This window comes from Silvimonas amylolytica (assembly GCF_014645555.1).
In the GTDB taxonomy this organism is placed as follows: Bacteria; Pseudomonadota; Gammaproteobacteria; order Burkholderiales; family Chitinibacteraceae; genus Silvimonas; species Silvimonas amylolytica.
Genome location: NZ_BMLY01000004.1, coordinates 55,744 through 71,310 on the forward strand (window position 1 = coordinate 55,744; position 15,567 = coordinate 71,310).

Here is a 15,567-nt window from a genome sequence, read left to right on the forward strand (position 1 = left end):
ATTCGTGTTGTATGCGGGCCTGTCGATCAGGCTTTCATGAGCTTGCGATCTTTGCCGACGCTCATCAGGATGCCGAACGCAGCCATCAAGGACACCATCGACGTGCCGCCGTAAGAAACCAGCGGCAACGGCACACCCACCACGGGCAGAATGCCGGATACCATGCCCATGTTCACAAAGGCATAAGTAAAGAAAGTCAGGGTTAGTGCGCCGGCGAGCAAACGGCCAAACAGCGTGGCGGCGTTGTTGGCGATCGTCAGGCCGCGAATGATCAGCATCAGGTACAGCAGCACCAGCACCACATTGCCCGCAAGGCCGAACTCTTCGCCGAACACGGCAAAGATAAAGTCAGTGGTCCGTTCAGGAATAAAGTCCAGGTGCGTCTGCGTGCCATTGAGCCAACCCTTGCCCAACAGACCACCCGACCCAATCGCAATCGTGCCCTGGATGATGTGATAGCCAGCACCCAGCGGATCTTGCATCGGGTCCAGCATGGTTGCCACGCGCTGGCACTGGTATTCCCGCAAGATGTGTATGCACAGATTCCAGTGTGTCACCACATAAGCCAGCCCACCGCCGGCCATGACCATCAGGCCAATCAGTTTCCAGGACAGACCCGCGAAAAACAACACGTAAAAACCGGCCGCTGCGATCAGCAAGCTGGTGCCCAGGTCGGGCTGCTTCATGATCAGGCCCACCGGAATCACCATCAGAATCGCGGCGACGATGAAGTGCTTCCAGTTGAGCGTGGCTTCAAAGTGATGGAAGTACCAGGCCAGCATCAGTGGCAACGCCAGTTTCATCAGTTCGGATGGCTGGATTTTGGTCACGCCAATATTGAGCCAGCGCTTGGCCCCGTGACTGCTTGAGCCAACCAGGGCCACTGCAATCAGCAGTAACACGCCAATGACATACATGGGTAACGCCAGCCGCATCAAGACTTGCAGCGGCATGCTGGCCAGCACCCACATTACACATAGCGCCACGCCCAGAAAGGTGAACTTGTCGCTGATCTTGTCCATATCCTGATTGGATGCCGAATACAGCACGATGCAGGACAAGAGGAATACCAGAAACGTGAACAGCAAGAGCCAGGGGTCGATCGGGCGGGTAAAGCGCCGCAGGAAATCCTTAATCACTATCACTGCTCTCCACGTCCGACGCTGCCTGCGCCGGTTGCTTGCCGGTCAGGTAGTAGTCCAGCACCTGGCGGGCGATCGGCGCTGCCGCTGCTGCACCCCAGCCCCCGTTTTCTACCAGCACGGCCAGTGCAATCTTCGGATGATCGGCCGGTGCATAGGCAATAAACCAGGCATGATCGCGCAGGTGTGCCTTGGTGCCACTTTCTGAATACTTGCTGCCCTTCAAGCTGAAGACCTGGGCCGTACCTGTTTTACCGGCCGCCGTGTAGGCCGCACCCGCAAAGGCTTTGGCGCCTGTACCTTCCTTGATTACGCCTTCCATGGCGTGCTGGACGACCGCGATATTGGCCGGTTTCCACGGCAGTACGCGCTCTGGCTTGGGCTCGACCACCGTCTTGTTCCCGTTGGTACCATCGACAATGTACTGTACCAGGTGTGGGTGGAACATGACACCGGAATTGGCAATGGCGGCCGTAGCGTGGGCCATTTGCAGCGGGGTATAGGCGTTGTAACCCTGGCCAATACCGATAGAGACCGTTTCACCGGCGTACCATTTTTGTGTGGCTGGCGTGCGGAACCGCTTGCGCTTCCACTCTTGCGAAGGCAATACGCCGCTCTGTTCACCATCAATATCGATGCCAGTCGGGCTACCAAAATCCAGCGTGCCCATGAATCGGGAGATCGCATCAATCCCCATGGTGTTGGCCAGCGAGTAGTAATACACGTCGCAAGAAACCACGATGGATTTGTACATATCTACCGCGCCGTGACCACCCACTTTATCGTCACGGAAGGCGTGGCCGCCAAAATTGAACACACCGGTATCGTTGATCACCGCGCCAGCAGAGCGGTAATTGCCTTCCAGTGCGCCCAGCGCCATGAACGGCTTGAAGGTCGAGCCTGGCGGATAGGTGCCACGTAACGCGCGGTTGTTCAGTGGTTTGTCCGGATCGGTATTGAGGTCATTCCAGCTTTGCGGATCAATCCCGTCCACAAACAAATTAGGATCAAACCCGGGCTTGGACACGAATGCCAGTACGCCGCCGTTTTGCGGGTCGATCGCCACCAGCGCGCCCTTGCGGTCACCAAAGGCATCTTCGGCAATTTGCTGAAGCTTGATGTCCACCGATAACACGAGGTTCTTGCCCGGTGTCGGTGGTGTGCGCTTGAGCGTGCGAATGGCGCGGCCGCCGGCGTCGATCTCGACTTCTTCAAAACCAGTTACGCCATGCAGGTCGCTCTCGTAGCTCTGTTCAACGCCCACCTTGCCGATGTGATCGGTGCCGCGGTAGTTGGGCAAGTCGCCGGAGTCATCCAGATCTTGCAGGTCTTTATCGTTGATCCGGCCGATATAGCCGATCAGGTGTGAGGCCACCTTGCCCAGCGGGTATTGGCGGAACAACCGGGCTTTGACTTCAACGCCAGGGAACTGGTAACTGTTGGCGGCAAAGCGCGCCACTTCTTCATCCGTCAGGCGGGTCTTGATCGGTAGCGACTCAAAATCCTTGGTGTCTTCCATCAGCTTTTTAAAGCGACGGCGATCCTTGGCTGTGATGTCGATGATGGTTGCCAGCCGGTTGATACAGTCTTCCAGCGGCCCAGCCTTGGACGGTGTGATTTCCAGCGTGTACGCAGAAAAATTGTGTGCCAGCACCACGCCATTGCGGTCATAAATGACACCACGCGGCGGTACGATGGGCACGAGGGAAATGCGGTTTTGCTCTGCCAGCGTCTGGTAGCGGCCGTGTTGGGCCACCTGTAACCAGGAAAAACGCGCGATCAGAATGCCAAACAGAACCAGGACAAACAGCGCCGCAGCGGCGAGGCGGAGCTGGAACGCATAGCGCTCCGCCAGCTGGTTCTTGATCTCGCTACGATTCATATTTCGATTCAGACTTCGGTTTGCGCTGGTACATCAGCAACAAATTGGAAAGCGGCGTCCAGATCAGCGCAGACAGGAAGCAGCCGGCAAAATAACCCCAACCCACAAACGGGCTGCCCAGCGCCAGCCGGATCAACACCATCAAGAGCTGGGAAAGCAGCAAAAAGCCCAGCGCCACAAACGCCTGCTGCCAGAACGGGAACACGTTGAGCTGACGCTGGCGGGCCAGCGTCAGGTAGGCAATCACGCTATAGGCAAACGCATGTTGCCCCAGCACGTTGCCATCTCCCACATCCATCAGAATGCCCAGCACAAACGCCCAGCCCACACCCACGCGGCGCGGCTGGTTCAGTGTCCAGTACACGATGAAGAGGGCGACAAAGTCAGGTGTGAAGTTGGCCAGCCCAACTTGCCATGGCAAGAGGTTGACCACCAGCGCCAACATGAAGGTAAAGAAAATGAGCGTACCGCGAACTGGCCGCAACAACTGGCTGGATACCGGCATTAGCGTCCCCGTTTCTTTTTGTTGGTTTCTGGCGCGGTTTGCGGCTCGGCCGGGTAGGGCGCCAACGGTCGCGGCGGCTCCAGCACCAGCAAGAAGCGGTGCTGATCCACCTGTGCGACCGGGGCACACACAATGTGGGCGAACGCGCTGCTGGAGGAGCGATCAACCCGTTGTACCCTGGCGACGGGCAAGCCAGCGGGGTAAATGCCATCGATGCCAGAGGTCACCAGGACGTCGCCATTCTGGATATCCACATTAGGTGCCATATTGCGCACTTCCAGCGGTTGATTGCGACCCATGCCATAGACCACGGCACGCAACTGATTACGCTGAACCATGACCGGCACCATTTGATCCCGATCGCTGATCAAGCGCACTTCAGACGTCAGGGGCTGTACGCGGATGACCTGACCGATGACACCGATGGTGTCGATCACGGCCTGTCCTGGCAGGATGCCTGCGGCCTGGCCGCGGTCAACGATCAGCTTGGCGGTGAATGGATCGCGCCCGTTGTACAGCACTTCAACCAGTTGGGATGGATTGCCAAAAGACGACTGGCGTTCAGTCAGTTGCCGCAGATGTGCGTTTTCGGCTTCCAGCGCATGCATCTTCATGGCCTGGGCCTGGGCGACCAACTGGGCATCGTTCAGCTTGCGGTTTTCAGCCAGCAGATCGGCCTGACGGGAGAGGAAATTGCTGGCATTGCGAGCAGCCTCAAAAGGCGTAGTCGCCAGCCATTGCAAGGGGTAGAGCACCACGGAAACCTCTTCGCGCACCTTGCCCAGCATCTGGAAGCGGGCATCAGCCACCACCAGCGAGAGCGAGAGTGCCGAAAAGATCAAAAGCCGCGTCAGCGGCTTTGGGCCTTGCTTGAAAAAGGCAGGTTGAGTTGCTTGCATCGTGTCGCCGTTGCGACGAGAACCAACAAGCAGGCCGATTGCTTATGCTACCGGCCCGCTGCTTTTCCCGGGGTGAGAAACAGTAATCCTGCGTCTGTCAGTCGTTGGTGAAAATCACCACGCCGCCCTTGTCGAGCTTTTCCAGCGCCTTGCCGGAACCGCGCACCACGCAGGTCAACGGATCTTCAGCCACGATGACCGGCAGACCGGTTTCTTCCATCAGCAAACGGTCCAGATCACGCAAAAGCGCGCCACCACCGGTCAGCACCATGCCCTTTTCGGCAATGTCGGCGCCCAGTTCCGGCGGGGTTTGTTCCAGCGCTTGCTTCACGGCGGAAACGATCTGGTTCAAAGGTTCAGTCAGGGCTTCCAGAATCTCGTTGGAAGAAATGGTGAACGAACGCGGGATACCTTCCGCGAGGTTACGACCCTTCACTTCCATTTCACGCACTTCAGCACCCGGGAAAGCGGAGCCGATGCGTTTCTTGATTTCTTCAGCGGTGGTTTCACCAATCAACATGCCGTAATTGCGACGGATGTAGTTGATGATGGCTTCGTCAAATTTGTCGCCACCTACACGCACGCTGCTGGCATAAACGATACCGCCCAGCGAGATCACGCCCACTTCGGTGGTGCCGCCACCAATATCCACCACCATCGAGCCGGTGGCTTCTTCAACTGGCAGATCAGCACCAATGGCGGCAGCCATCGGCTCTTCAATCAGCTCAACCTTGCGTGCACCGGCACCCAGGGCAGATTCACGGATGGCGCGGCGTTCCACCTGGGTAGAACCGCAGGGAACGCAGATCACGATCCGGGGTGGGCTGGAGAACAAACGGCTCGGGTTCACCTTTTTGATGAACTGCTTGAGCATTTGCTCAGTAATGGTGAAGTCGGCGATCACGCCGTCTTTCATCGGACGAATGGCAGTAATGCTGCCAGGCGTACGGCCAAGCATTTTCTTGGCTTCTGCACCAACGGCCAGAATGGTTTTCTTGCCGGACGGGCCGCCTTCTTGCTGAATGGCGACGACCGAAGGTTCATCCAGCACAATGCCTTTGCCCTGCATGTAGATCAGGGTGTTCGCGGTGCCAAGGTCGATGGCGATATCGTTGGCAAAATAGCCGGAGAGGAGGCCAAACATCGTGTGCTCTCAATCAATAATCGGGTCGGGTAAGAAAAGGGTGCCTGCCCTTGTGGCAGACAACCGCGAATTTTTATGCGTTTCCGGCATGTTTCACCGGCAAAAGTTCCGGATTTCTACGTAAAACCTGCCGTCAACATCACGTTTGCGGGCGTTTTCCATGCCGCTGTCAAGTGGCGTTTTCGCAAGGCCCGCACGCTTCGGTGAATCAAGGGCGGTATGATACCCTATCCCGTTGATGTTAATGAAGGCTAATACCATGTCCCTTTCGCTGGATGACGTAAGGCGCATCGCCCGGCTGGCGCGCGTGGCCGTGACGGATGACGAGGCGCAGGCAACGCAGACGCAGCTTAACCGTATCCTCGGGCTGATCGAAGAGATGCGCGCCATAGATACGAGCGGTATCGAACCCATGGCCCATGCCCAGGACGTTCATCTGCGCCTGAGAGAAGATGTGGTGACCGCAACGGACCGCCGGGAGGCGTTCCAGAGCGTGGCGCCCGAAAAGGAAAACGGCCTCTATCTGGTTCCAAAGGTGATTGAATGAGCGTCGATCGCGTAGCGCAGCATTTCAACGAAGCCGCGCAGGTGCTGGCCAAAGTGAGTGCAGACCAGCAATTGCTGGCCGCCATTGATGCTGCTGGCAGCTTGCTGGTCGAGACCTTCAAGGCTGGCAACAAGGTGATTTCTTGCGGCAATGGTGGCTCGCACTGCGATTCCATGCATTTCGCCGAAGAATTGTCCGGTCGTTACCGGGGTGACCGTCCTGCGCTGCCTGCCATGGCGGTGGCTGATCCGTCGCACATTACCTGCGTGGCGAATGATTACGGCTTCAATGAAATCTACTCACGTTATGTCGCGGCATTCGGCAAGGCAGGCGATGTGCTCGTTGGCATTACTACCAGCGGTAATTCGGCCAACGTTATCCGTGCCGTGGAAGAAGCCAAAGCGCGCGGGATGAAGACCATCCTCTTGATGGGTAAGGATGGCGGCAAGCTCAAAGGTGTGGCTGATGTCGAGATCATCGTGCCGCATTTCGGGTTTGCAGATCGCATCCAGGAAATCCACATCAAAGTGATCCATACACTGATCGACCTCGTTGAGGTTGGTATGGGTTACGCTGATTGAACGCAGTCCATCGGAGGGCACTGATTTTGTGGCTTCCAGAGGCTTCAATCCTGACGTTCAAGTGGTTGGATTTTCAGATTTCTCCGGGGTCGTTTGCATAAAAACGGCCATGGTTGCCGATTGATTCCAGAGTTCGTTCACAGGAACAACGACAAATGGTTGAAAAAAGTATCAAACAACTGGCTGCAGCACTGACAGCCGGTGAGTTTTCTGCGGTCGAACTGGCCAGCGAATACCTCCAGCGTGCCAAAGCACATAATGGTGTTCTGAACGCCTTCATCACCATCGATGAAGATAAAACGCTGCTTGAAGCCAGGGCTGCGGATGCGCTGCGTGCGGCAGGCAACGCCGGCCCGCTGACGGGTATCCCGCTGGCGCACAAGGACATCTTCTGTCAGGAAGGCTGGCGCACCACGTGTGGCTCGAAAATGCTCGAGAGCTTCATTGCCCCGTATTCGGCGCATGTGGTTGAGCAATGCCGCAAGGCCGGGCTGGTGACGTTGGGTCGCACCAATATGGATGAGTTCGCCATGGGCTCTTCCAACGAGAACAGTTTTTACGGTGCCGTGAAAAACCCGTGGGACAAGCTGGCTGTGCCGGGTGGCTCGTCAGGTGGCTCTGCTGCTGCAGTTGCAGCCCGTCTGGCCCCGATTGCAACCGCCACCGATACCGGCGGTTCCATTCGTCAGCCCGCAGCATTCTGCGGTGTCACCGGGATCAAGCCGACCTACGGCGTCGTCAGCCGTTTTGGCATGATCGCCTATGCCAGCTCGCTGGATCAGGGCGGCCCGATCGGCAAGAGCGCAGAAGATTGCGCCTTGTTGCTCAATGTCATGGCCGGGTTTGATGAACGCGATGCCACCAGCCTGCAGCGGGACAAAGAAGACTACACCCGTGATCTGAATCAGCCGCTCAAGGGCCTGAAGATCGGTCTGCCCAAGGAGTATTTTGCCGAAGGACTGAATGCAGAAGTGGCCAGTGCCATTGACGCCGCCATCGCTGAGTACAAAAAACTGGGCGCACAAGTGGTCGAAATCAGCCTGCCGAACACGCGCGTGGCCATTCCGTCCTACTACGTGATCGCTCCGGCCGAAGCATCCAGTAACCTGAGCCGCTTTGACGGCGTGCGTTATGGCCACCGTGCGGCCGAATACAGCGGTCTTGCCGACATGTACGAAAAGACTCGCGCGCAAGGTTTTGGCTGGGAAGTCAAACGCCGTATTTTGACCGGCACCTACGTACTGAGCCACGGTTACTACGACGCCTACTACCTGCAAGCGCAGAAAGTGCGTCGTCTGCTCGCTGAAGATTTTCAGCGTGGTCTGGCGCAATGCGACGTCATCGCCGCACCGGTCGCTCCGACCGCGGCCTGGAACATTGGCGAAAAGAACGATGACCCGGTGGCGATGTATCTGGAAGACATCTACACCCTGGGCGTGAACCTGGCCGGATTGCCGGGTCTATCCCACCCTGTAGGGTTTGCGAAGAATGGTCGCCCGATCGGCATGCAACTGATTGGCAACTACTTTGCCGAAGCAAAGCTGTTGAATGCCGCGCATCAGTTCCAGCAAGTCACTGACTGGCATACCCGCGCGCCGGAACTGTAAACGCATGACGAGCCGGATTGCCCTGTTTGAAGCCATGACGCAAAGCGCCTGGCCTGCTTTGTCGACCGAAGTGTTCGACGGCTGGCTGCTGCGCTTTGCCAACGGCTACACCAAACGGGCCAATTCGGTCACACCGCTCTACGCCGGTGCGCTGGCGGATGCCGACAAACTGGAATACTGCGAACGCCGTTTTGCCGAGGCCGGTTTGCCCGGCATCTTCAAGCTGACGCAGGAACATGCCGCACTGGATGCGACGCTGGCTCAACGCGGTTATGCCCAGATAGATATCTCCAGCGTGCAGACGTGCGATCTGACTGCGCAAACACCGGCGCACGATACCGCGGTCACTTTGCAAGCCAATGCTGACACCGCATGGATCGATGCCTTTGCCCGTTTGAGTAATCTGAGCGCATCGCAGCGACATGCCGCCGAACGCATGCTGGCGCAATACGCGGCCCCGACAACCTTTGGCGTGCTGGAGCACATGGGTGAAGTCGTCGCCTGTGGCTTTGCCGTGCGCCAGCATGACTATGTCCTGCTGTTTGATATTTGTACCGACCCGGCGTATCGCCGCCAGGGTTTTGGTCGGCGCCTGGTTACCAGTCTGCTGGCCTGGGGCAAAGAACGCGGTGCGACGCAAGGTTTGTTGCAAGTCGTGGCCAGCAATGAAGCGGCAGTCCAGCTATATGCGGGCTTTGGTTTTGTTGAGCAATATTGTTACTGGTACCGTCACCGCCACTGCGCGTGATGGTTCTGACCGGATGAACTAGAGAGACTGACCATGAAATGGGAAGTGGTAATCGGGCTGGAAGTACATACCCAGCTCACAACGCAATCCAAGATTTTCTCCCCGGCCAGCACGGCGTTTGGTGCTGCGCCAAACACGCACACGGCTGAGGTCGACATCGCCCTGCCGGGGGCGCTCCCGGTGATGAACAAGGCGGTAGTCGAAAAGGCTATCCAGTTTGGTTTGTCGATTGGCGCCAAGGTCAATCGCCGCTCGGTATTCGCGCGCAAAAACTACTTCTATCCTGATCTGCCCAAGGGCTACCAGATCAGCCAGTTTGAGCTGCCGGTTGTTGAAGGCGGTGCGATCACCATCAACGTGGATGGCGTTGAAAAAGTCATCAACCTGACCCGTGCTCACCTGGAAGAAGATGCCGGTAAATCTGTGCATGAAGACTTCCACGGCCAGAGCGGTATTGACCTGAACCGCGCCGGCACGCCGCTGCTGGAAATTGTGTCTGAGCCAGAGATGCGCTCTGCAGCAGAAGCCGTGGCCTATGCCAAGGCACTGTATAGCCTCGTGACCTGGATTGGCATCTGCGACGGCAATATGCAGGAAGGCAGCTTCCGTTGTGATGTGAACGTGTCGGTACGTCCGGAAGGTCAGAAAGAGTTTGGCACCCGCCGCGAAATCAAGAACCTGAACAGCTTCAAGTTCATTGAGCAAGCGGTGAAGGCCGAAGTGCAATGGCAGATCGAGACCATTGAAGACGGCGGCAAGATCCAGCAGGCCACTGTGCTGTTCGACCCGGATACCGGTGAGACCCGCATGATGCGCACCAAGGAAGATGCGCACGATTACCGCTATTTCCCCGATCCTGACCTGCCGCCGCTGGTGATCAGCGAGGAGTGGATCAGTCGCGTGCAGAACGAACTGCCGGAACTGCCGGCCGCCATGCGTGCACGTTTTGAGACCCAGTACGGCATTCCAGCCTATGACGCGGCCACGTTGACCGCGAGCAAGGACATGGCCGCGTTCTACGAAGCCACGGTGGCCGCTGGTGCGGATGCCAAACTGGCTTCCAACTGGATCATGGGCGACATCAGCGCCACGCTGAACCGCGAAGAAAAAGACATCGCCCAAAGCCCGGTATCCGCGCAAGCGCTGGCTGGCTTGATCAAGCGTGTGTCTGACAACACCATCAACAACAAGACCGCCAAAGACGTGCTCAAGAAGATGTGGGAATCGGGCGATGCCGCCGACACCATCATCGAACGTGAAGGCCTCAAACAAGAGACCGACACGGGCGCACTGGAAGCAATTGTGGATGAAGTAATCGCCAACAATGCCAAGTCGGTTGAAGAGTACAAAGCCGGCAAGGAAAAGGCGCTGAACGCGTTGGTGGGTCAGTGCATGAAAGCCAGCAAAGGCAAGGGCAACCCGGGTGTGCTGACGGAATTGCTCAAGCAGAAGCTGGCTTGATCAACTGATCTTGCGATTGCGATTGAAACAAAAAACGCCGGTGTTGAACCGGCGTTTTTATTTTATGGGCGTTGATTGCCAGTACCGCAGCGGTCACGCCTCCCCGCCACGCCTGCCGCTAGGCATAATATGAAACAGAAGGCCCCACCAGGGCGGAGATGCCGGGACGGGTATGGAGAGCCCTTCATGCTCGCCCCGCTCTGTGTCTCCCGCATCAAAGGCCTGGCGCCCAAAATCACCCGGCCACATTAACGGGCCGATGTCCTCATCAGACCGGGTAAACGAGTACCAATTTGCCTGTCCCAGAAAACGGCCGGTTGACTGCTCGTACAGTCGGGCATACATGACGTTGCCCACAAAAAGGTGCTGCCAGAAGACGTAGGGTGTCAAGGTCAGCGGCTCGAACATCTCTACCCGGTATTTGCCGTCCGGACTTACCACACTGCGCTCCGGGATGCGCACCCCGGACAACGCCGGCAGAATGCTCCAGAGGGTCAGGGCGAGGACAGTTGCCGCCAGAATGGCCAGCTTTTGTTCCGCCCGCTTGCCGCGCATAAGCCGGCGCAAAAGCAGGTAAGCGCCCCATAGAGACGGGAGCACGAAGAATACGACTAAAAAGCCGACCAACAGAATGTTAAAGAAGCCGGACAAGGTTCCCATGCTAGGCCAGCGGGATCACGCGAACGTTTGCAGGTGGGTCCATCCAGTACACGTTAGAGAACACACGAAAATCACCGCGGTATGGTGCTTGTCCTGTCAGCGCCAATAGCCCGGATTGAATACCGGCACAAAACCGGGATACATTCCAACCCGACCACGACGCAGCGCTACCAGTATGCGGAGGGCGAAGTGCGGCATCGGTAGGCCAGTGAAACGATGAACCTGAACTGGTTACAGGCTGATGCCGGTTGTTTGTTGCGACATCAAAAGGACGTCCCCACCACGGCGCAGTAGTCGGAACCGGAACGGTCAGCCCCTCATGGCGGCCCCGCTCTGGGTCTCCCATACTGAAAGCAGTGCTTCCGTATTCTCCCGGCCAGAATTCCGGACCAATAGCATCGCAACGGGTAAACGATAGCCAGTTGGACTGCCCCAAAAATCGGCCGGTCGAATTTGCATAGAGGCGGGCAAACATGACGCATGACTGGTCTAGTTGCTGCCACAAGGCATATGGGGCTATTCCGGTTGGAGAGTAATACACGACGCGATACTGGCCATCGGGACTAACACCTTCTCTTAGTTGGGAACCCAACAAAGCAGGCGTGAAACTCCAGATCACTATCAGCACTGCAAGGAGGGTAGCGATGCTGGTCCGCTGCCGCCAGTTGCGACCCCGGAAAAGCCGACAAAGCAAACGCCAGGACGCCCATGCCCCTAGCGGCATCAGTAGCAAGGTGAGTATTCCGGCGATCATGCCGTAGAACAACCAGCCTAAATGTGGCATAGCACTCTCCGTCCCCCGCGTCAGAGGGTCAGGATGGCCATGTGGGGAGGCGGGGCGAACCATTTCACGTCGGAATAGACCAGAAAATCCCCTCCGGAGTGGTGTTTGTCCTGCCAACGCCGAAAGTCAATATTGAACACGGGAACGAAACCTGGAAAGGCATCCCCGACCACGCTCCAGCTCTCATTCATTGCCGCCATATAAGACACCATTTCATATTTGGACAAACACCGGTCACGACTCCAGATGCCAAGGGGCTCTGGCTTATGGAACGGGGTGGCAATCTTACCGAGTACCAGCTTTGCATCTGTGAAATCATAGGTGTCCCGGATATAGACACCCAGCTTTTCCACGTAGAAAAAAGCGCCTTTCGATTGGCCCACTACCGCTAATTTCAAAATGGCCGTACCGATCGCACCATATAGATCGTCAATCGTGTCCATGCGGGCACCAAAGCCGCAATATTGAATCTGACAGGTAGCATCCAGTTCACGTGCCGAGCCCCCGATTCGACCAAGTCGGCAGTCTGCGCCAGGCTTCCATCCCATGACCTGAAGATGGCGCCGTAAAATATTCACGCTATTGGATGTAATGGCCTGCTCAATCAGCCTGGTCAGCGCTGCTTGCACCCGCGGATAAGCGAGTGCCCAATCCATTTTGACCGTTTGGTCGTCATACAACGCGGTATCCAGCTTTCGCGCGTCCAGATGCGACAGTCGGGCTTTTTCAGCTTCTGACATCACATACTGTGGGTTGGCAAACCAGCGCCGCATCATTCTGGCGGAGATTGGCCAGTCCATCTTGTCCATGGCACCAGGAATTTCATCCAGCTCCAAAGGTTTGAATGAGACGACTGTGCCCTGAGGATTGGAAATGAGAGTCAGCGTAGACGTAGCGATGGACATCAACGAACTCCAATGCGCGTTTGCACCAGCTTGAGCAGCATGCCCTGGCTGGCCACACTGTTTGTAAGCAGCGCGGTTTTGCCATCGTTACCAGTCTGGCCAGCAATGGTTTCGCCGGCATGCTGGATGACGTAGGCCATGCTTTCGACTGGTTCACCCGTTACCGCATGGTGTACACAGAAGTGGGTATCAAATTGGACCAAACTGGCAACGGACTGGGCGGTGGATGGGGCCGCGTGAGATTCCGCCGGCGCCATCTGGAACATCTCTGTCTGGCTGTTCAGGAGTACGGGTTTGCGCTCGCACTTGCATAACACGATATCGCCGGAGAGCGCTTCCATCACGCCATCAAAAATGCCGGGGATGCGTGGGCCGACGCAAAGGATGCGGCCGACAGAACCACATTTGGGACAGGTCACGCTGTCCCCTTCCCCTGCCATCATCCGGTTGCCAATGATCGCGTTGAGGCTGGCACCGATGACGTACCCGCCAGACGTGGTTAAATCGCCCTGGACGATATTGAAACGGATCATGTCTGAGGTTCCGAACGGAATGCCTGGTCAAACAGACCGGCCGGGAAAGGGTGACCGGCGCGCAGGGTCAAGCAAAGCTTTTGCTGAAGGGAGGAGATGATGGCATCACCATTGTCTGCTCGACTGCCGATGAGCGCGACCGGGCTGCCACCGAATATGAACATACTGCTGCCGGCACCTTCAATAACCCTGGCAACCCGACCGTCTGAACAGCTGATTTGATCACCGACTGCAGCCACGCGGTGACCATCAACCGTCAGGCTGCTGTTGGCGGTGGTGACTACGCCGCCAGCCCGCGTTCTCGCGCCCAACGTGGCCACGCAAATCTGCGCAATGACCGGGAGGGCATCAATACGGGCTTTTTCTACCAGGGTTGCTCTTGCCACTTCTGGCAAGTGGTCATGCTGGATGTCAGACATCATGTACCTACCATCTGGAGAAGAGGGCTTAAAAAATTACCCCTGGCTTCAGGACGGGGATACAGAAATACTGCCTTCACAAAGTCGGAGATGACCGATTGATCGCTGCGCCGATTAGCCAAAGTGCTTGTTCTCGTATACGGCACTGGCTCGTCATTCCGGCCTTTAGCCGGAATCAGGTCTGGCTACCGCACGCAGGTCTTGCTGGTCGAAGCAATGGTGTAGCGCAATGGCGTCGTCAAACGGCAATCCGGAGACGGCATGCAAGCCACCATGATGGTATGGATTGAGCGGGTGGACCAGCGCGTCACCCCGGATTCGTGCCCCGGTGGCGTCTATTCGCGTGACGGGGCTTAAATAAAAAACGCCGGTATAAACCGGCGTTTTATTGGGTACTTGCAATAAGGATCGACTGCGACTTGCGCTCCAGAGCTGCACCGCGCTTTGCAGCTCAATGCGCAATCGTTGGCACAGCCGCATATACCAGCTTGCCCTTGACCAGCGTAAACACGACCTTGCCGCGCATTTCGTAACCGGTAAATGGCGTGTTCTTGCCCTGGCTTTTGAGCGTTTCCGGGGTGACGCGCCAGGTGGCGTTGGGGTCGAAGATGGCCAGGTCAGCGCGGCTGCCCACGGCCAGGCTGGCAGAAAAGCCCAGCATGCTGGCGGGTTCGCTGGTGATCTTGGTCAGTGCCATAGAGAGCGGAATATGCGCTTTCTCGGCCCAGGCCAGGGTCAGCGGCAGCAGCAATTCCATGCCGGTCGCACCGGGTTCGGCTTCGGCAAAGGGCAACAGTTTGGCGTCGTCGTCCACCGGGCTGTGATCGGAGCAGATGGCATCGATCGTGCCGTCGACCAGCGCAGTCTGAATGGCTTCACGGTCGCGGATGCTGCGGAGCGGCGGGTTCACGCGATACAGGCTGTTGAAGAAGCCAATATCGATGTCCGCCAGATGTACGTGGTTGATCGACACATCACACGTCAGCGGCAGGCCTTCGCGGCGGGCGGTGCGGATCATCGCCAGGCCAGCGGCGCTCGATACCCGGCACAGGTGCACGCGGGCGCCGGTGGCGCGCATCAGTTCTACAATCGTGGCAATGGCGACGGTCTCGGCAATGACCGGGATACCCGTCAGGCCGAGGCGCGAGGCGTATTCGCCATCGTGCGCCACGCCGTGGCCGGCCAGTGTGGCATCTTGCGCGCGCAAACGCAGTGGAATCTCAAACGTGGCGGCGTACTGCATGGCGCGGAACAGCACCTGCAGATCGGTAACCGGATGTTCAGCTTGCGAAAACGCGACGCAACCGGCATCCCGCAATTCGGCCATTTCGGTCAGGTCTTTACCGTTCAGACCGCGCGTGAGGGCGCCGACCGGGTAGAGGCGTGCCAGATCCAGTTGCCGGGCGCGTTGGCGCAGCATGGTGACAAGGCCTGGCTCATCCAGTGCCGGGTCGGTATCGGGCGGGCAGACAATGCTGGTGACGCCGCCGGCCACTGCGGCGCTCATTTCAGAGGCGAGCGTGGCTTTGTATTCAAAGCCAGGCTCGCGCAGGCGGGCGGCCAGGTCGACAAGGCCAGGGATAATCGTCAGGCCGGTGGCATCAATGGTCTGGTCGACCTTGAAGCCTTCAGGCTCGGTGCCGACGGCGGCAATCTTGCCTTGGTCCAGAAACAGGTCGCCAACCTTGTCCGTGCCATGTGCCGGATCAATCAGACGGCCGTTGCGAATCGCGATTCTTTTCATTGTTGT

General features: G+C 57.6%; 15 protein-coding genes. 5 read left to right on the top strand and 10 right to left on the bottom strand.

The window, feature by feature from the left end:
* Positions 1-26 precede the first annotated feature (26 nt).
* From rodA to IEX44_RS12615, 5 genes are all read right to left on the bottom strand, one after another.
* Positions 27-1,139 (bottom strand): rod shape-determining protein RodA, encoded by a 1,113-nt coding sequence (gene rodA, locus IEX44_RS12595; protein ID WP_188694189.1) that lies wholly within the window; start codon positions 1,137-1,139, stop codon positions 27-29.
* Positions 1,132-3,024, bottom strand: a complete 1,893-nt coding sequence (gene mrdA, locus IEX44_RS12600; protein WP_188694194.1) for a penicillin-binding protein 2 — start codon at positions 3,022-3,024, stop codon at positions 1,132-1,134. Before mrdA ends, rodA begins: the two co-directional genes overlap by 8 nt.
* The gene (mreD, locus tag IEX44_RS12605; RefSeq protein ID WP_188694197.1) at positions 3,014-3,529 is read right to left on the bottom strand and encodes a rod shape-determining protein MreD; all 516 of its coding nucleotides are present in this window, start codon (positions 3,527-3,529) and stop codon (positions 3,014-3,016) included. Before mreD ends, mrdA begins: the two co-directional genes overlap by 11 nt.
* Positions 3,529-4,428, bottom strand: a complete 900-nt coding sequence (gene mreC, locus IEX44_RS12610; RefSeq protein WP_188694200.1) for a rod shape-determining protein MreC — start codon at positions 4,426-4,428, stop codon at positions 3,529-3,531. Before mreC ends, mreD begins: the two co-directional genes overlap by 1 nt.
* Positions 4,429-4,525: 97 nt before the next feature.
* Positions 4,526-5,572: a rod shape-determining protein gene (locus IEX44_RS12615; protein ID WP_188694203.1), complete on the bottom strand. Its 1,047-nt coding sequence runs from the start codon at positions 5,570-5,572 to the stop codon at positions 4,526-4,528.
* A gap of 259 nt (positions 5,573-5,831) precedes the next feature.
* On the opposite strand from IEX44_RS12615, the gene gatC reads away from it, so the two are divergent.
* The 5 genes from gatC (at position 5,832) to gatB (ending at position 10,516) form a co-directional block, all read left to right on the top strand.
* The gene (gatC, locus tag IEX44_RS12620) at positions 5,832-6,119 is read left to right on the top strand and encodes an Asp-tRNA(Asn)/Glu-tRNA(Gln) amidotransferase subunit GatC (RefSeq protein ID WP_188694206.1); all 288 of its coding nucleotides are present in this window, start codon (positions 5,832-5,834) and stop codon (positions 6,117-6,119) included.
* Positions 6,116-6,700: a D-sedoheptulose 7-phosphate isomerase gene (lpcA, locus tag IEX44_RS12625; RefSeq protein WP_188694208.1), complete on the top strand. Its 585-nt coding sequence runs from the start codon at positions 6,116-6,118 to the stop codon at positions 6,698-6,700. Before gatC ends, lpcA begins: the two co-directional genes overlap by 4 nt.
* 155 nt (positions 6,701-6,855) lie before the next feature.
* Positions 6,856-8,307 (top strand): Asp-tRNA(Asn)/Glu-tRNA(Gln) amidotransferase subunit GatA, encoded by a 1,452-nt coding sequence (gatA, locus tag IEX44_RS12630; RefSeq protein ID WP_188694211.1) that lies wholly within the window; start codon positions 6,856-6,858, stop codon positions 8,305-8,307.
* Between the two features lie 4 nt (positions 8,308-8,311).
* The gene (locus IEX44_RS12635) at positions 8,312-9,055 is read left to right on the top strand and encodes a GNAT family N-acetyltransferase (protein WP_188694215.1); all 744 of its coding nucleotides are present in this window, start codon (positions 8,312-8,314) and stop codon (positions 9,053-9,055) included.
* Positions 9,056-9,088: 33 nt separating this feature from the next.
* On the top strand, positions 9,089-10,516 hold the full coding sequence (gatB, locus tag IEX44_RS12640) for an Asp-tRNA(Asn)/Glu-tRNA(Gln) amidotransferase subunit GatB (protein WP_188694216.1): 1,428 nt from the start codon (positions 9,089-9,091) through the stop codon (positions 10,514-10,516).
* A 93-nt stretch (positions 10,517-10,609) separates the two neighbouring features.
* On the opposite strand, the gene IEX44_RS12645 is transcribed toward gatB, so the two are convergent.
* The 5 genes from IEX44_RS12645 to IEX44_RS12665 all read right to left on the bottom strand — a co-directional run bounded on the left by IEX44_RS12645 (position 10,610) and on the right by IEX44_RS12665 (position 15,561).
* Positions 10,610-11,167, bottom strand: coding sequence for a DUF6201 family protein (locus IEX44_RS12645; RefSeq protein WP_229679046.1), 558 nt, complete (start codon positions 11,165-11,167; stop codon positions 10,610-10,612).
* Positions 11,168-11,980: 813 nt separating this feature from the next.
* Positions 11,981-12,865, bottom strand: coding sequence for a DUF6402 family protein (locus IEX44_RS12650; RefSeq protein ID WP_188694222.1), 885 nt, complete (start codon positions 12,863-12,865; stop codon positions 11,981-11,983).
* Complete coding sequence (locus tag IEX44_RS12655) at positions 12,865-13,398, bottom strand: PAAR domain-containing protein (RefSeq protein WP_188694225.1); 534 nt, start codon at positions 13,396-13,398, stop codon at positions 12,865-12,867. Before IEX44_RS12655 ends, IEX44_RS12650 begins: the two co-directional genes overlap by 1 nt.
* A complete protein-coding gene (locus IEX44_RS12660; protein WP_229679049.1) occupies positions 13,395-13,817 on the bottom strand; it encodes a PAAR domain-containing protein in 423 nt (140 codons plus the stop codon). Before IEX44_RS12660 ends, IEX44_RS12655 begins: the two co-directional genes overlap by 4 nt.
* A 451-nt stretch (positions 13,818-14,268) precedes the next feature.
* Positions 14,269-15,561, bottom strand: coding sequence for a dihydroorotase (locus IEX44_RS12665; RefSeq protein WP_188694231.1), 1,293 nt, complete (start codon positions 15,559-15,561; stop codon positions 14,269-14,271).
* Positions 15,562-15,567 lie beyond the last annotated feature (6 nt).

Excerpts from the sequence above, each read along its gene's own strand:
- mrdA (WP_188694194.1), bottom strand. The coding sequence starts at position 3,024 with ATGAATCGTAGCGAGATCAAGAACCAGCTGGCGGAGCGCTATGCGTTC.
- mreC (WP_188694200.1), bottom strand. The coding sequence starts at position 4,428 with ATGCAAGCAACTCAACCTGCCTTTTTCAAGCAAGGCCCAAAGCCGCTG.
- mreD (WP_188694197.1), bottom strand. The coding sequence starts at position 3,529 with ATGCCGGTATCCAGCCAGTTGTTGCGGCCAGTTCGCGGTACGCTCATT.
- IEX44_RS12650 (WP_188694222.1), bottom strand. The coding sequence starts at position 12,865 with ATGTCCATCGCTACGTCTACGCTGACTCTCATTTCCAATCCTCAGGGC.
- IEX44_RS12655 (WP_188694225.1), bottom strand. The coding sequence starts at position 13,398 with ATGATCCGTTTCAATATCGTCCAGGGCGATTTAACCACGTCTGGCGGG.
- gatB (WP_188694216.1), top strand. The coding sequence starts at position 9,089 with ATGAAATGGGAAGTGGTAATCGGGCTGGAAGTACATACCCAGCTCACA.
- gatA (WP_188694211.1), top strand. The coding sequence starts at position 6,856 with ATGGTTGAAAAAAGTATCAAACAACTGGCTGCAGCACTGACAGCCGGT.
- IEX44_RS12660 (WP_229679049.1), bottom strand. The coding sequence starts at position 13,817 with ATGTCTGACATCCAGCATGACCACTTGCCAGAAGTGGCAAGAGCAACC.
- IEX44_RS12635 (WP_188694215.1), top strand. The coding sequence starts at position 8,312 with ATGACGAGCCGGATTGCCCTGTTTGAAGCCATGACGCAAAGCGCCTGG.
- IEX44_RS12615 (WP_188694203.1), bottom strand. The coding sequence starts at position 5,572 with ATGTTTGGCCTCCTCTCCGGCTATTTTGCCAACGATATCGCCATCGAC.
- lpcA (WP_188694208.1), top strand. The coding sequence starts at position 6,116 with ATGAGCGTCGATCGCGTAGCGCAGCATTTCAACGAAGCCGCGCAGGTG.
- gatC (WP_188694206.1), top strand. The coding sequence starts at position 5,832 with ATGTCCCTTTCGCTGGATGACGTAAGGCGCATCGCCCGGCTGGCGCGC.
- IEX44_RS12665 (WP_188694231.1), bottom strand. The coding sequence starts at position 15,561 with ATGAAAAGAATCGCGATTCGCAACGGCCGTCTGATTGATCCGGCACAT.